The organism is Streptomyces phaeochromogenes, from assembly GCF_001418655.1.
GTDB lineage: Bacteria > Actinomycetota > Actinomycetes > Streptomycetales > Streptomycetaceae > Streptomyces > Streptomyces phaeochromogenes.
This window is the reverse complement of record NZ_LIQZ01000039.1, coordinates 1-13,947: the sequence shown is the minus strand read 5'-3', so window position 1 is coordinate 13,947 and position 13,947 is coordinate 1. Positions and strand designations below refer to the sequence as shown.

At 70.2% G+C, this 13,947-nt stretch carries 14 protein-coding genes and 2 pseudogenes; 7 read left to right on the top strand and 9 right to left on the bottom strand.

What is annotated here, in order from left to right:
* The first annotated feature begins 14 nt into the window (after positions 1 to 14).
* Together AOK17_RS06065 and AOK17_RS06060 are read left to right on the top strand one after the other, a co-directional pair.
* A complete protein-coding gene (locus AOK17_RS06065) occupies positions 15 to 1,292 on the top strand; it encodes a thymidine phosphorylase (RefSeq protein ID WP_206190687.1) in 1,278 nt (425 codons plus the stop codon).
* A gap of 95 nt (positions 1,293 to 1,387) precedes the next feature.
* Entirely contained in the window at positions 1,388 to 1,963 is a 576-nt protein-coding gene (locus AOK17_RS06060; protein ID WP_245697028.1) for a Uma2 family endonuclease, read from the top strand.
* Position 1,964: 1 nt separating this feature from the next.
* On the opposite strand, the gene AOK17_RS06055 is transcribed toward AOK17_RS06060, so the two are convergent.
* Positions 1,965 to 2,885 (bottom strand): AEC family transporter, encoded by a 921-nt coding sequence (locus AOK17_RS06055; protein ID WP_055611264.1) that lies wholly within the window; start codon positions 2,883 to 2,885, stop codon positions 1,965 to 1,967.
* 190 nt (positions 2,886 to 3,075) lie between these two features.
* Between AOK17_RS06055 and AOK17_RS48085 the strand changes: the two genes are divergently transcribed.
* Entirely contained in the window at positions 3,076 to 3,462 is a 387-nt protein-coding gene (locus tag AOK17_RS48085; protein ID WP_079052821.1) for an STAS domain-containing protein, read from the top strand.
* Here the strand turns inward: AOK17_RS48085 and AOK17_RS06050 are convergent.
* Both AOK17_RS06050 and AOK17_RS06045 read right to left on the bottom strand, forming a co-directional pair.
* Complete coding sequence (locus AOK17_RS06050; RefSeq protein ID WP_055611263.1) at positions 3,355 to 4,362, bottom strand: sigma-70 family RNA polymerase sigma factor; 1,008 nt, start codon at positions 4,360 to 4,362, stop codon at positions 3,355 to 3,357. The genes AOK17_RS48085 and AOK17_RS06050 overlap by 108 nt on opposite strands.
* A gap of 176 nt (positions 4,363 to 4,538) precedes the next feature.
* The gene (locus AOK17_RS06045; protein WP_055611262.1) at positions 4,539 to 5,846 is read right to left on the bottom strand and encodes an MFS transporter; all 1,308 of its coding nucleotides are present in this window, start codon (positions 5,844 to 5,846) and stop codon (positions 4,539 to 4,541) included.
* A 65-nt stretch (positions 5,847 to 5,911) separates the two neighbouring features.
* On the opposite strand from AOK17_RS06045, the gene AOK17_RS06040 reads away from it, so the two are divergent.
* Positions 5,912 to 6,862, top strand: a complete 951-nt coding sequence (locus tag AOK17_RS06040) for a LysR family transcriptional regulator (RefSeq protein WP_398696259.1) — start codon at positions 5,912 to 5,914, stop codon at positions 6,860 to 6,862.
* A 165-nt stretch (positions 6,863 to 7,027) separates the two neighbouring features.
* Here the strand turns inward: AOK17_RS06040 and AOK17_RS06035 are convergent, their stop codons facing one another.
* On the bottom strand, positions 7,028 to 7,789 hold the full coding sequence (locus AOK17_RS06035) for an alpha/beta hydrolase (protein WP_055611260.1): 762 nt from the start codon (positions 7,787 to 7,789) through the stop codon (positions 7,028 to 7,030).
* Between the two features lie 113 nt (positions 7,790 to 7,902).
* Between AOK17_RS06035 and AOK17_RS06030 the strand changes: the two genes are divergently transcribed.
* Both AOK17_RS06030 and AOK17_RS06025 read left to right on the top strand, forming a co-directional pair.
* A complete protein-coding gene (locus AOK17_RS06030) occupies positions 7,903 to 9,057 on the top strand; it encodes an adenosine deaminase (protein ID WP_055611259.1) in 1,155 nt (384 codons plus the stop codon).
* A gap of 125 nt (positions 9,058 to 9,182) precedes the next feature.
* On the top strand, positions 9,183 to 9,545 hold the full coding sequence (locus AOK17_RS06025; RefSeq protein WP_055611258.1) for a hypothetical protein: 363 nt from the start codon (positions 9,183 to 9,185) through the stop codon (positions 9,543 to 9,545).
* A 32-nt stretch (positions 9,546 to 9,577) separates the two neighbouring features.
* On the opposite strand, the pseudogene AOK17_RS48080 reads toward AOK17_RS06025, so the two are convergent.
* The 5 genes and pseudogenes from AOK17_RS48080 to afsQ1 form a co-directional block, all read right to left on the bottom strand.
* Positions 9,578 to 9,763 (bottom strand): annotated as a pseudogene (locus tag AOK17_RS48080) (PspC domain-containing protein); the annotation flags it as partial.
* A gap of 94 nt (positions 9,764 to 9,857) precedes the next feature.
* A complete protein-coding gene (locus AOK17_RS06020) occupies positions 9,858 to 10,427 on the bottom strand; it encodes a VanZ family protein (RefSeq protein ID WP_055611285.1) in 570 nt (189 codons plus the stop codon).
* 125 nt (positions 10,428 to 10,552) lie between these two features.
* Positions 10,553 to 11,221: a hypothetical protein gene (locus AOK17_RS06015; protein ID WP_388350185.1), complete on the bottom strand. Its 669-nt coding sequence runs from the start codon at positions 11,219 to 11,221 to the stop codon at positions 10,553 to 10,555.
* Positions 11,221 to 12,804 carry a sensor histidine kinase gene (locus AOK17_RS06010; RefSeq protein ID WP_055611257.1) on the bottom strand — a complete coding sequence of 528 codons (1,584 nt, stop codon included), beginning with the start codon at positions 12,802 to 12,804 and terminating at the stop codon, positions 11,221 to 11,223. Before AOK17_RS06010 ends, AOK17_RS06015 begins: the two co-directional genes overlap by 1 nt.
* The gene (afsQ1, locus tag AOK17_RS06005; protein ID WP_055611283.1) at positions 12,801 to 13,478 is read right to left on the bottom strand and encodes a two-component system response regulator AfsQ1; all 678 of its coding nucleotides are present in this window, start codon (positions 13,476 to 13,478) and stop codon (positions 12,801 to 12,803) included. The genes AOK17_RS06010 and afsQ1 overlap by 4 nt, the downstream gene beginning before the upstream one ends.
* Positions 13,479 to 13,753: 275 nt before the next feature.
* Between afsQ1 and AOK17_RS51990 the strand changes: the two are divergent.
* A pseudogene (locus tag AOK17_RS51990) lies at positions 13,754 to 13,947 on the top strand (SigE family RNA polymerase sigma factor); the annotation flags it as partial.

Genomic DNA, 13,947 nt, shown 5'->3' with positions numbered 1-13,947 from the left:
TGGCTTTGTTGTCGATGGATGCCATCTCCGTCATCCGCACCAAGCGCGACCGCGGCGAGCTGAGCGACGAGCAGATCGACTGGGTCATCGACGCGTACACGCGCGGCGAGGTCGCCGACTACCAGATGGCCGCCCTGAACATGGCGATCCTGCTCAACGGCATGAACCGCGGCGAGATCGCCCGCTGGACGGCCGCGATGATCGCCTCCGGCGAGCGCATGGACTTCTCGTCCCTGTCCCGCCCGACCGCCGACAAGCACTCCACGGGCGGCGTCGGCGACAAGATCACCCTCCCGCTGGCCCCGCTCGTCGCGGCCTGCGGCGCGGCGGTCCCGCAGCTGTCGGGCCGGGGCCTCGGCCACACCGGCGGCACCCTCGACAAGCTGGAGTCGATCCCGGGCTGGCGCGCCCTGCTCTCGAACGAGGAGATGCTCTCCGTACTCGACGAGGTCGGCGCGGTCATCTGCGCGGCGGGCGACGGCCTGGCCCCGGCGGACAAGAAGCTGTACGCGCTCCGGGACGTCACGGGCACGGTGGAGGCGATCCCCCTGATCGCCTCCTCCATCATGTCGAAGAAGATCGCGGAGGGAACGGGCTCGCTCGTCCTGGACGTGAAGGTGGGCACGGGCGCCTTCATGAAGACGATCGAGGACGCCCGCGAACTGGCCTCCACGATGGTCGGGTTGGGTACGGACCACGGCGTGAAGACGGTCGCGCTCCTCACGGACATGTCGACCCCGCTGGGCCTGACGGCGGGCAACGCCCTCGAAGTCCGCGAGTCGGTCGAGGTCCTGGCCGGCGGCGGCCCCGCGGACGTCGTCGAACTGACCCTCGCCCTCGCCCGCGAGATGCTCGACGCGGCGGGCGTGAAGGACGCCGACCCCGCGAAGGCCCTGGCCGACGGCTCGGCGATGGACGCCTGGCGCCGCATGATCGCGGCCCAGGGCGGCGACCCGGACGCCGAGTTGCCCACCTCCCGTGAGCAGCACGTGGTCAAGGCCCCGTCCTCGGGCGTACTGACCCGCCTGGACGCCTACGACATCGGCATCGCCGCCTGGCGCCTCGGCGCGGGCCGCGCCCGCAAGGAGGACCCGGTCCAGGCGGCGGCAGGCGTCGAGATGCACGCCAAGCCGGGCGACACGGTGACGGAGGGCCAGCCCCTCCTCACCCTCCACACGGACACCCCGGAGCGCTTCGAGTACGCGCTGGCGGCCGTCGAGGGTTCGTACGACGTGGCGGCACCGGGCACGGCCTTCACGGCGACGCCGGTGGTACTGGAACGTATTGCCTGACCTGGAGTTCTCTCGTACGGGTGAACGGGATCGGTGGACCTGCACCGGTCCCGTTCGGCATGCTGGACTCGGTGACGCAACGAATGGAGACCGCCATGAGCGTCGGCCAGGACCCCGAGCAGAGCTGGGACGACCTCGTCCGGTTCTGGGAGGAGATGGAAGGGCCTGAGGGCAGCAAGGTGGAGATCATTGAGGGGATCATCACCGTGTCACCTGCTCCGGCGTACCGCCACAACGTGATCGCAGAACGAATCCAGCGTCGCCTCTACTCAGTGATCCCTGAGGACTGGGGAGTCTTTCAGACACTGGCTATCGCAGTGCCGTCGCGCCTGGGCATGCTCACCCCGGACATCGTGGTGGCCCCTGTGCGGGAGGACGCCGAATCGGACACCCACATTCCGGCTGCCCTCGCCGAACTCGTCGTCGAGGTCACCTCCAAGTCCAACGCCCGCCACGACCGCATCAGCAAGCCCGCCGCATACGCCACCGCAGGCATCCCTCTGTACCTCCTTGTCGACCGCTGGGCGCCCGACGGCCCCACCGCGACGCTTTACGGAGAACCGAAGGGTGACGTCTACCGCCCCCTGAGCATCGCCAAGTTCGGGGAGACCATCAAGTTGCCCGCCCCCTTCGACCTCGCCATCGACACCAGCGACTTCCCCGAACGCTGAATCACCCGAGCACGGCCGCCACCACCACGAGCACCGGCACCGCCGCCATCGTCGACAACAGGATCGACTCGCGGGCCAGTACCTCGCCGACCCGGTAGCGGGACGCGTACGTGAAGAGGTTCTGGGCGGCCGGTAGGGCCGAGGTGACCACCACGTCGAGGAGCGGGGCGCCTCGCAGGCCGAAGACTCCTGCCGCCAGGGCCCAGGCTGCCAGGGGCTGGCCCACCGACTTCAGGGCTACCGAGAGAAGGACAGGGGCTCGGTCGGGGCCGCGGCCCGGCATGGTGCTGCCGCAGAGGGAGATGCCGAAGGCCAGGAGGACGGCCGGGACGGACATGTTGCCGATCAGGGTGAGCGGGTCCAGGACCGGGGCCGGGACCGTCAGGCCCGATGCCGAGACGGCTACGCCGGACAGGGAGCCGATGCCGACCGGGTTGCGGATGGGAGTGGTCACCCGCCGCCACAGGGAGGTCTTCTCGCCCGGGCCGGAGAGGTCGAGGACCGTCAGGGCCACCGGGGTCATCACGATCTGCTGGAAGAGGAGCACGGGGGCCACGAGTGAGGCGTCGCCCAGCACGTACACCGCGATCGGGATGCCGAGATTGCCCGCGTTGACGTAACTGGAGCACAGGGCGCCGATCGTCGTACGGCCCACGCCCCAGCGGCGGGCGCCACCGACCGCGACGAACACCCCGGCCACCGCGAACGTACTGATCGCCGTCACCAGCAGCCGGTCGGAGAGGATCACCGACAGGTCGGCCTGCGCGAGTGTGGTGAACAGGAGCGCGGGGGTGGCCACGTGGAACGCGAGCTTGGTCAGCACCTCCCGGCCGTTGTCCCCGAGATAGCCGCGGCGGCCGATCAGATAGCCGACGCCGATGACGACGGCAATCACCGCGAAGCCGTTCAGCACCCCCTGCACGGCACCTCCCCGGGCTCCCGGGGGTGGCCGGGGGCTGCGCGGAGGCGGTCGCGTATTCGGTCGGGGAGCAGCGCGGGCAGGCGGAGGGGCGCCAATTCGTGGGGCATACACCGAACCCTCTTGGGTAGGCCATGCCCAGGTCAATGTGACCTTGCGCTACCTGAACTTCGTGCTCGGTGAGCACGCAGCGATGAGTTCCGCGCCGCCCGCCGGTCTACCGCACGTGGACGCCATGACACCTGCTGTACTCGTACTGCCCGGCCCCGTCACCCGAGACGAGGTGCCGAGGCTCTGCGACGACGTGCGCGCACGGCTCGAAAGCAGCAGAGCCGGCGTCCTGGTCTGCGACGTCGCCGGTCTCGGACCACCAGGTCTGACCACCGTCGACGCGCTCGCCAGGATGCAGCTCGCCGCCCGTCGTGCCGGGGGACGGATCAGACTGCGCGACCCGGACCCCGCTCTGCGTGCGCTACTCGGTCTTGTCGGCATCCCCTTCGAGGTTGAGGGGCAGCCCGAACAGCGGGAACCACCTCTTCGTGTCGAGGAAGCAGTGGAACCCGGTGATCCGGCCCTCTGACGTCTCCAGGACCTGCACGGCCCACGCCGTGTAACCGCCCGTCTCCGGGTCCGGCTTGTACTGGGCGAAGCCCGGCAGGCCGTTCACCGCGACCGGCACCAGATGCGAGTTCGCACAGGGCGCGCCGAGGGTCGTCATGAAGCCCGTGATGTCCTCGGGGCCGGACAGCCACAGGTCGAACGGCGGCATCGTCATCACGGCGTCCTCGTGCAGGAGAGCCGTGAGGGCCGTCATGTCGTACCCCTCGAAGGCCGCCACATAGCGCTCCAGGAGCTTCTGCTGCTCCTCGTCGAGCGGGTCGGAGGTGGCGGCACGGGCCGCGGCGCCGTCGCTCTCGGCGAGCGTCGCACGGGCCCGCTGGAGCGCGCTGTTGACCGAGGGGACGCTCGTGCCGAGCAGCTCGGCGACCTCGCTCGCTTTCCAGGCCAGCACCTCGCGCAGGATGAGCACGGCCCGCTGTTTGGGCGGCAGTTGCTGCAGGGTGGCCATGAAGGCGAGGCGCACCGACTCCTTGGCGACGGCGGCCTCGGCCGGGTCCTCGACGACGGGCAGTATGCGCGCGTCCGGCATCGGCTCCAGCCAGGTGTGGTCGGGGCGCGGATTCAGCGCCGCCTGTGTGAGCGGTGTCGAGTCCGTCAGGTCCATGGGGCGGGCCCGCTTGTTCCCCGCCGACAGCATGTCCAGGCATACGTTCGTCGCGATCCGGTACAGCCACGAGCGCATCGAGGAGCGGCCCTCGAACTTGTCGTAGCTCCTCCAGGCGCGCACGAGCGTGTCCTGGACCGCGTCCTCCGCCTCGAAGGACGAGCCGAGCATGCGGTAGCAGTACCCCGTCAGCTCGACCCGGTGCTTCTCAAGCCGGACGTCGAGGTCCTCCGCCGTCGCCGTTCCGTCGCTCATGGCCAACCCACCCCTGTGGCATGTTCGTCGTCACCTTCACCGCCTCTTTGCGATGCCGGCACTTCGGAAGCTACCGCAGCCCACTGACAATGGCCCCCCGAGATACAAAAGGTGCAGGTCAGGACAGTTAATGTCCCGACCTGCACCCGTACGTTCGAAAGGCGACCCGCCGTGCCTCAGTGCTGCACGGCCACCAGCCGCCGCTGCGTCCTGGCCGCGTGCGACCCGACCACCGTGATCGTCACGACCCCGATCACCGCCAGCAGACCGAGCGCCACCGTCCCGGCCCAGCCGCCGGCGTGGAAGGCGACCGCGCCGAGCGTGCCGCCCGCGCTGGAGCCCAGGTAGTAGGCGGACTGGTAGAGGGCGGAGGCCTGCGCGCGCCCCTCCTTGGCGGTGTGACTGACCGAGGAGGAGGCGACCGCGTGCCCCGCGAAGAAGCCCGCGGTGATCAGGACCAGGCCGAGCAGGATCAGCGGCAGGGAGTCGGCCAGCGAGACCAGCAGACCCGCCGTCGTCGTACCGCCCGCCAGATACAGCGCGCCGCGCCGGCCGAGCCGTCCCACCAGCTTCCCGGCGGTCGAAGCCGAGACCGTGCCGACGAGATAGACGAGGAAGATCGAGCCGATGATGCCCTGCGGCAGCGAGAACGGAGCCTCCGTGAGGCGGTAGCCGATCACCGTGTAGACGGCGCCGAACACCGTCATGAACAGCGCGCCGATCGCGTACAGCCTGCGCAGCAGCGGGTTCGCGAGGTGACCGCGGACCGTGCGGGCCAGCACCGCGGGCCGCAGCGAACCGGCCTTGAAGTGCTTCGGCGCCGGGAGCAGCAGCCGGAAGGCCACCGCGCAGCCCACCGCGATCAGCCCGATGACCCCGACGGCGACCCGCCAGCCCCACTCCTGCGCGACCCAGCCGGTGATGACCCGGCCGCTCATCCCGCCGACGCTGTTGCCCGCGACGAACAGACCGATCGCGGTGATCAGCGCCTTCGGCCGTACTTCCTCCGCCAGGTAGGCCATCGCCGAGACCGGCAGCCCGGCCAGCGCCGCACCCTGCACCGCCCGCAGCGCGACCAGCCAGCCGACCGACGGGGCGAAGGGCACCAGCAGTCCGACGGACACCGCGATCGCCAGGGACGCCGTCATCAACGTACGCCGGCCGAACCGCTCCGAGAGCGCGCTCAGCGGCAGGACGAACAGCGCCAGCGCGCCGGTCGCCGCCGACACCGTCCAGCTCGCCGTGCTCGCCGTGACCCCGAAGTCGCCGGAGATCAGCGGCAGCAGGGCCTGGGTGGAGTAGAGGAGCGCGAAGGTCGCGACACCCGCGAGGAAGAGCGCGAGGCTCATCCGGCGGTAGCCGGGCCCGCCGGGGGTCATACGGGAATCGACGGGAACGACGTCGAGGGGAGCGGCTTCGGTGCGAACGGTGGTGGCTGCGGAGGCGCCCACGATCGTGGACGCCCCGGTACTTGCGGAAGGCATGCTTCGAACCTAAAACCGTCCCGCTCATCCGTCCAATGCATGGAATCGTCATAATCGTTCCCGTGATGCATCAGCAGAGGTCAGAGCCTCACCTGTCACCGTCCGGTGACACAGAAGACATCGTCGCGATCCTCGCCCCGCGCCTCGCGTACTTCGCCGGGGTCGCCCGCACCGAGCACGTCACGCGGGCCGCGCAGGAGATGCAGGTCCCGCAGTCGACCCTGTCCCGGGCCATGGTCCGCCTCGAACACGACCTGGGCGTGGACCTGTTCGCCCGCCGGGGCCGCACGGTCTCCCTCACCCCCGCCGGACGCACCTTCCTGGCCTCGGTCGAGCGAGCCCTCGCCGAGATCGAGCGGGCCGCCGACGAGGTGCGCGCCGACGCCGACCCGGCCACCGGCAAGGTCGCCTTCGGCTTCCTGCACACCATGGGCTCCGAGACGGTCCCCGGCCTGATCCGCGCCTTCCGCGCCGACCACCCCCGCGTCCGCTTCAGCCTCGTCCAGAACTACGGCGAGGCGATGATCGAGCGCCTGCGCTCCGGCGAACTGGACCTCTGCCTCACGTCCCCCGTCCCGGACGCCCCCGACCTCGTCGCCCGCCGCCTCGACGAACAGAAACTCCGCCTGGTCGTCCCCGCGGACCACCGCCTCGCCTCCCGCCGCCGCATCCGCCTGGCCGAGGCCGCCGACGAAACCTTCGTCACCCTGGAACCCGGCTACGGCCTCCGCCGCATCACCGACGACCTCTGCCAGCAGGCGGGCTTCCGCCCCCGGGTCGCCTTCGAGGGCGAGGAGGCGGAGACGCTACGGGGCCTGGTGGCGGCGGGCCTGGGAGTGGCCCTCCTGCCTCCACCGGCCGTCCCCCGCCCAGGAGTTGTGGAACTTACGGTCACGGCACCAAGAGCGGCAAGAGAAATCGGCGTTGCTTGGCTGGACGGCCACCCCGACACGCCTCCCGTGGCGGCCTTCAAGAAGTTCCTACTGTCCAAGAGGGGCACCTTGCTCCCCGACTGAGGTCGCTTCTCGGCTGAGCCCCACGAGGGCACGCCTTCTTTCAGGGGCGCGGGGCCGTATCGATATGCGGCTCCTCCCCCACTCTCGGCTTCGCTCGAGCGGGGGGACCCCCATCGTGGGCGCAGCCGAGCCCCGACCGACCCGCACCCACCACACCCCGGGCAACTAACGCCGAAGAGACCGCCCAAACCCCGAGGCAAGCGGCATCCGCAACCCCAAAGGCGGCGGAGCCGCGAGCGCATCCTCCACGGGCCGGGCAAAAGCCCGCCCGAACAACGCCCCCATCACGAAATCCTCGGCCAACGCGTACACCTCATCGCGAAACGCGTGCAACGCATGTCCGTCGGAATGCACTTCGAACCGGCACACGTCCCGGTTCGCCTTCTTCGCCCGGGACGCCAGCCGGAACGACAACTCGGGATCGGTCCGCTCGTCGTTCGTGCCGTGCACGATCAACACCCGCCGCCCCACGAGCTGCTTCACCGGTTCGGGCGGCGCGGCGACATCCTCCTCGGGCAGCCAAGGGGACAACGCCAGCACGGAGTTGACGGCGGAGTGCCCGCCCGCGTGCAGGGCGGCCCGTCCGCCCATGTCCACGCCCGCGAGACACACGGGAACGTCCCCGTACCGCCGTACGACCTCGTCGGCGGCCCACGAGGCGTCCTGGGCCTGATCCGCCTGTGTGCCGTTCCAGCCCCGGAAGCGGTAGTGCACCACGTGCACGACCAGGCCGTCGTCCCGTCCCGCGCGGGTCAGCCGGCGTCCCAACGCCCGTACGGACGCGGTCGCCAGCATCGGTGAGGGTCTGCGGGCCGAGGTCTCATCGCCGCCCGGCAGCAGCAGCACCACGCCGCTCACCGCCGTCGGTTCCGTTCCGAGTGCCCGCCCGAGCCGGGCCGTGCGAACCGGCGTCGCTTGCTGTGCCATGACAGAACAGTGTCAGAAGCGATGGTGTACGCCATCCGTCCGCACGGTCACCGTTACGTATCGACGGTTCCGTACAACAGGAGATCTACGCGCGTAGGCGGTAGAGTGCGGAGATGACGAGCCAGACCAAGAACACCCCGAGCTCGGAGCAGATCCGCCGGGCGCCGAAGGTCCTGCTGCACGATCACCTCGACGGGGGCCTGCGCCCCGGGACGATCGTCGACCTGGCCCGTGACACGGGCTACAAGAACCTCCCCGAGACGGATCCCGACAAGCTCGGCGTCTGGTTCCGCGAGGCCGCCGACTCCGGTTCCCTGGAGCGGTACTTGGAGACCTTCGCGCACACCTGTGCCGTCATGCAGACCCGCGAGGCGCTCGTCCGCGTGGCCGCCGAGTGCGCCGAGGACCTCGCCGAGGACGGCGTCGTCTACGCCGAGGTGCGGTACGCGCCCGAGCAGCACCTGGAAGCCGGACTCACCCTCGAAGAGGTCGTCGAGGCGGTCAACGAGGGCTTCCGGGAGGGCGAGCGGCTGGCCCGCGAGAACGGCCACCGGATCCGCGTCGGCGCCCTGCTGACCGCCATGCGGCACGCGGCCCGTTCCCTGGAGATCGCCGAACTCGCCAACCGCTACCGCGACCTGGGTGTCGTCGGCTTCGACATCGCGGGTGCCGAGGCCGGTTTCCCGCCCACCCGTCATCTGGACGCCTTCGAGTATCTGAAGCGGGAGAACAACCACTTCACCATCCACGCGGGCGAGGCCTTCGGGCTCCCGTCCATCTGGCAGGCCCTCCAGTGGTGCGGCGCCGACCGGCTCGGCCATGGCGTGCGCATCATCGACGACATCCAGGTCCACGAGGACGGCTCGGTGAAGCTCGGCCGCCTCGCCTCGTACGTACGCGACAAGCGCATCCCCCTGGAGCTGTGCCCCAGTTCCAACCTCCAGACGGGTGCCGCCGACTCGTACGCCGAGCACCCCATCGGGCTGCTGCGGCGGCTGCACTTCCGGGCGACGGTGAACACCGACAACCGTCTGATGTCCGGCACCAGCATGACCCGGGAATTCGAGCATCTTGTCGACGCGTTCGGCTATTCGCTCGACGACATGCAGTGGTTCACAGTCAATGCGATGAAATCAGCATTCATTCCTTTCGATGAACGACTGGCCATGATCAATGACGTCATCAAGCCCGGATATGCCGAGCTGAAGTCCGAATGGCTGTTCCAACAGACCGCTTCCACCAGCGGTTCTGTGCGCGAAGAGGACTGAAGAAGAAGGAGGGGAAGCGGCCGGGTGATGACGACTCGGCCGCTTTTCGATGTTTGCGGGGCGAGCTCGCACGTGATTACCGTTTCGGACCGCTCAAATCCCCGTCACAGCATGCAAGGACGAAGATGAAGCAGTCTGCTGCCAAGACCCTCGGTGTCGCCGCTCTCGGTGCCGCCTTCGCCGCCGCCGGCGCGGGTGCTGCCAACGCGGCCCCTGCCGCGCCTGCGGTCCCGGACGCCACCTCGGCGCTCTCCACCGTCTCCAGCGTGCTGCCGGTGGACGGGGTCACCAAGACCCTGCCCGGCGCGGGCGAGTCGCTCGCCCAGGGTCAGAACGCGCTCGGCAGTGGCCTCGCCGCCGCCCAGCCGGCCGTCGCGAACCTCCTCGCCGAGGGTCCGGCCGCGCCGGTCGCCGGTCTGCTCGGGGGCCTGCCGGTCCAGGGCCTGCCCACGCACGGCCTGCCGGTGAACGGGATTCCGCTGGGCTGAGTCCGGCACCTGAGCACCGTCCTCGTACGCGCCGCCTTGCCCTCGGAGGGGAACAGGATCCACAGCGCTATGTAGAGCAGGAACTGCGGGCCCGGCAGCAGGCAGGACACCAGGAAGATCACCCGCATCGTGGTCGCGGAGGTGCCGAAGCGCCGAGCCAGCGCTGCGCACACTCCGCCGATCATCCGGCCGTTGGTGGGGCGGGCAAGGCGGTTCATGAACGGCTCCTTCGTGAGCGTCGGTCCGAGGCCTCCCGTGTGGCTGCCTCATCTGTCGTCAACGCTACGGAGACGAAGGGTGCAAAGCGTCGCTCTAGGGGGCGATCCCGACCCTGGGAATCGTCGGGGTCCGACCCTGAGTCGCCTCCTCGGCCGCCTGCTTGCGGCGGAGGGCGGCGGCGACCTGCCGACGGGTCGCCACCCGGCGGCGCAGTACGGCCCGGGCACCGGGCACCACGGCGACATGGGCCAGCGCCACGCCCACGGTGTTCAGGAGCAGCGAGTCGACGTCCACGACCTGGCCGGGCACCCCGGTCTGCAGGAGCTCGATGCCCAGTGAGAGCAGGGCGCCCGCGGCGACCGTACGCATCAGGGACAGCAGCGGGGAGACGGTGAGCCTGCCGCCCGCCAGTGGCAGCAGCACTCCGAGCGGGGCGAGCAGCAGCAGGCCCTTGCCGATGTTGCGGGCGGCGGCCTCGGGGCCCAGCGCCAGATCGGCCCGGATGCTCGCGAACGGGCGCAGATTCGCGGCGCTCACCCACGGCACGTCCAGGGGCCGCAGCGTCACCCAGGCAACAAGCGCGAGATGTGCGACGAGGAGGACACCCCCCGCCGCACGAACGCGGATCACGGCGCTGCTGCCGTTCGAGCCTTGACGCTGCACGATCCCCAAGACGCGGCCACCGGCAGGATCGGTTCCGTGTGACGGCGGCGCTTGGTCCGCACGGGTGAGGCGTGCGCCACAGACGGGGTCCGGCCGGGGTCCGGCGGAGGGCCGGCCGGGAGGGCTCAGGCCCCCTCGGCCTCCGACTGCGGCGGGGTCTCCGTGCCGGGGCGCGAACGCACCGACTCCGTGCACTCGTAGCGGCGCGGGGCGTCCGTGTCGGGCCCGCCGAGCGTCACCGAGTCGCCGTCCGAGGAGGCCGCCGAGTCGCTGAACGTGCAGATGACCTGGGCCAGCGCGTACGGCGTCAGATCCGCGGGCGGGGTGCTCAGGCGCAGCGTGTCGTCAGGTTCGCCGCGGCCCGGGCCGCTCACCGTGAGGCCCTGGGGCACGTCCGTCATGTAGTTCGCCTGCTTCTCGGCGTCCGACGGGGCCTCGGAGAGCTCGTCCAGGAGCGCCTGAGCGGCCCGTACGCGGTCCGTCGCGGCGGGTCCGGCCTCGATGCGCACGGTCCGGTCCACCGTGGCCAGCTGCGAGGAGCAGAGCAGGAAGACCTGGACGAGGATCCCGCGCGAGGACTGCGTACCGATGTCGGGCTCGTTGAGCGTGCACGGCACCCGGGAGGGCGCGGGACCGAAGTCGGTCGGCACCTCCGTCGCCCGGATCCCGCACCCGGCGAGCGTCACGGCTAGCAACGGCACGGCGAGCGCGAGACGAGCCGCACGCATCCGGCGTACGCCCCCTGCGTAGGCCGCACGCGTCCGGCGTACGCCCCATGTGTGGCGTTCGGACATCACGCGCCCCCCTCGGTGCGGTCGTCGGCGACGGCCGCACCCGGGCCCCCGGGGTTGTCCGGGTCTTCCAGCTCCGAGGCGTCGCGCGGCAGCCGCAGCGTGAAGACCGCGCCGCCCTTGGGCGAGTTCGCCGCGGTGATCTCGCCGCCGTGGATATGGGCGTTCTCCACGGCGATCGACAGACCGAGGCCGCTGCCCTCCGAACGCGGCCGGGAGGCGCTCGCCTTGTAGAAGCGGTCGAAGACGTGCGGCAGGACGTCCTCGGGGATGCCGGGACCGTGGTCCTGGACCTCGATGACCAGGTCGTTGCCCTCGTCCCGCACGCTCACGCGCACCGGGGAGCCGCCGTGCTTGAGGGCGTTGCCGATGAGGTTCGCCATGATCACGTCCAGGCGGCGCGGGTCGACGCGCGCCATCAGGCCGCGCTCGGCGTCCAGGTCCACCGCGTCCAGCCAGGCCCGCGCGTCGATGCACGCGGTGATCTGGTCCACGATGTCGACGTTGTCGACGACGAGCCGGGCCGTGCCCGCGTCGAAGCGGGTGACCTCCATGAGGTTCTCCACCAGGTTGTTCAGCCGCCGGGTCTCGCTGACGACGAGCCGGACGGCGGGCTCGATCATCGGGTCGACGCTGCCGGTCTCCGCGTCGAGCTCCTCCTCCAGCACCTCGGTCACGGCGGTGATCGCGGTCAGCGGCGTCCGCAGCTCGTGCGACATGTCCGCCACGAACCGCCGGGACGCCTGCTCACGGGCGCTCATGTCCTCGACCCGTTTCTCCAGCGACTCCGCCGTGCGGTTGAACGTCCGTGACAGATCCGCGAGTTCGTCGGTGCCCGACACCCGCAGCCGGGTGTCCAGCTTGCCCTCGCCGAGCCGGCGGGCCGCGGTGCCAAGACGGTGCACCGGCTTCAGTACGGTCGTCGCGGCGGCCTGCGCGAGCAGCGCCGAGCCGATCAGCGCGAGCCCGGTCGCGATCCCCAGCGACCAGGCGAGGGAGTTGAGGTCCTTCGCCTCCGGCTCCAGCGACTTGAGCATGTATCCGGTGGGCCCGCCGCCGATCACCTTCGCGCCGCCCACGAGATACGGCTTGTCGCCCTGGACTATCCGCTGCCAGTACAGGTGGTACGTGTACTTGTTGTTCGAGGAGATCTCCTGCTCCTTGTTCACCGCCTTCTGGAGGGACTTCGGTACGTCCCCCAGCGTGAAGGTGTCCAGGTCGGAGTTCCCGCGGACCGTCCTGCCGTTCTCGTCCTCGGCGATCAGCAGCACGCTGAACCGCTGGCTGCTGTTCGCCATCTGCCCGGCGGCGCGCTGCAGTTCCCCCTGCGTGGGATGCGGCCGCAGCGCGCTGGCGCGGGTCTGCATCGCCTGCTGGAAGTCGCCGAGCACCGCGTCCTGCGTACGGGTGAGCACCGCCTCGCGGTTGAGCCAGTACGCGATCCCGGACGCCGACACGGCGGCGGTGAGCGCGACGAGCCCGAACACCACGACCAGACGCAGCCGCAGGCTCGTGAAGCGCAGACCCGCCAGTATCGTCTTGCGCGCCGCGGCCCAGCCGCGGAGCTTGTCCTGCGGTTTTGTCACTGAGGACTGTCCAGCCGGTAGCCGACTCCCCGAACCGTACGGATCAGGGTGGGGGAGGACGGCACGTCCTCCACCTTCGCGCGCAGCCGCTGCACACACGCGTCCACGAGCCGTGAGTCTCCGAGGTAGTCGTGCTCCCACACCAGCCGCAGCAACTGCTGGCGGGACAGCGCCTGCCCCGGTCGCCGGCTCAGTTCCAGGAGCAGCCGCAGCTCGGTCGGCGTCAGCTGCAGATCCTCGCCGTTCTTCGTCACGGTCATCGCCGCACGGTCGATGACCAGCGAACCGAAGGTCGCCGCGTCGTTCGCCTCGCGCTCGCCACGGCGCAGCACGGCCCGGATACGGGCGTCGAGCACACGCCCCTGCACGGGTTTCACCACATAGTCGTCGGCGCCGGACTCCAGCCCGACCACCACGTCGATGTCGTCACTGCGCGCGGTCAGCAGAATGATCGGCAGCTGGTCCGTACGCCGGATGCGGCGGCACACCTCGAATCCGTCGATGCCCGGCAGCATCACATCGAGGACGATCAGATCGGGCCGTTGCTCACGCAACAGCTTCAGACCGTCCTCGCCGGTGGCAGCGGTGGCCACCCGGTGTCCCTGGCGCGTCAGAGAGAGCTCCAGGGCCGTCCGGATGGCGTCGTCGTCCTCGATCAGCAACAGGGAAGGCACGGACGTCATTCTGTCCCATGACATGGGCGTGTATCGACTGTTGGAGCGCTCCCACACATGTCCCGCGTACGAGTGGGGGTCCGTGTGCCGGATGAGTAGCCGTACGACGCTTCTCTGTGATCGGTCTGTGGGCCGGCTGGGGCAAGCCCCTGTGACAGGTCTGTGACAGTCGGCGGACACCGTCATGAAGTGGCCCCGGCAAGCTTTTGGTCACAGGCAAGGAAGCACCACAGCGAAGTACCGAAGAACCGGAACTCCACGACGGGGGGCGCGAGATGAACACGCTGCACAGCACCAGTACTGGCGCAGTTGTCACGCGGCTCCACGACGTCACGAGGAGCACGGAGAAGTCCGGTGCCGTGAGCGGGCGGGGGTGCGCTCGCGGCACCGGGCGTCAGCACACCGGGTACATGACGGTGGTTGACGCACACACGGGGGGAAGCGGTACGGGGGTTGCCCACGGGGGAAC

Coding starts and splice junctions, on each gene's coding strand:
- AOK17_RS06065 (WP_206190687.1), top strand. CDS start 15: ATGGATGCCATCTCCGTCATCCGCACCAAGCGCGACCGCGGCGAGCTG.
- AOK17_RS06060 (WP_245697028.1), top strand. CDS start 1,388: ATGAGCGTCGGCCAGGACCCCGAGCAGAGCTGGGACGACCTCGTCCGG.
- AOK17_RS48085 (WP_079052821.1), top strand. CDS start 3,076: ATGAGTTCCGCGCCGCCCGCCGGTCTACCGCACGTGGACGCCATGACA.
- AOK17_RS06050 (WP_055611263.1), bottom strand. CDS start 4,362: ATGAGCGACGGAACGGCGACGGCGGAGGACCTCGACGTCCGGCTTGAG.
- AOK17_RS06045 (WP_055611262.1), bottom strand. CDS start 5,846: ATGCCTTCCGCAAGTACCGGGGCGTCCACGATCGTGGGCGCCTCCGCA.
- AOK17_RS06040 (WP_398696259.1), top strand. CDS start 5,912: ATGCATCAGCAGAGGTCAGAGCCTCACCTGTCACCGTCCGGTGACACA.
- AOK17_RS06035 (WP_055611260.1), bottom strand. CDS start 7,789: ATGGCACAGCAAGCGACGCCGGTTCGCACGGCCCGGCTCGGGCGGGCA.
- AOK17_RS06030 (WP_055611259.1), top strand. CDS start 7,903: ATGACGAGCCAGACCAAGAACACCCCGAGCTCGGAGCAGATCCGCCGG.
- AOK17_RS06025 (WP_055611258.1), top strand. CDS start 9,183: ATGAAGCAGTCTGCTGCCAAGACCCTCGGTGTCGCCGCTCTCGGTGCC.
- AOK17_RS06015 (WP_388350185.1), bottom strand. CDS start 11,221: ATGTCCGAACGCCACACATGGGGCGTACGCCGGACGCGTGCGGCCTAC.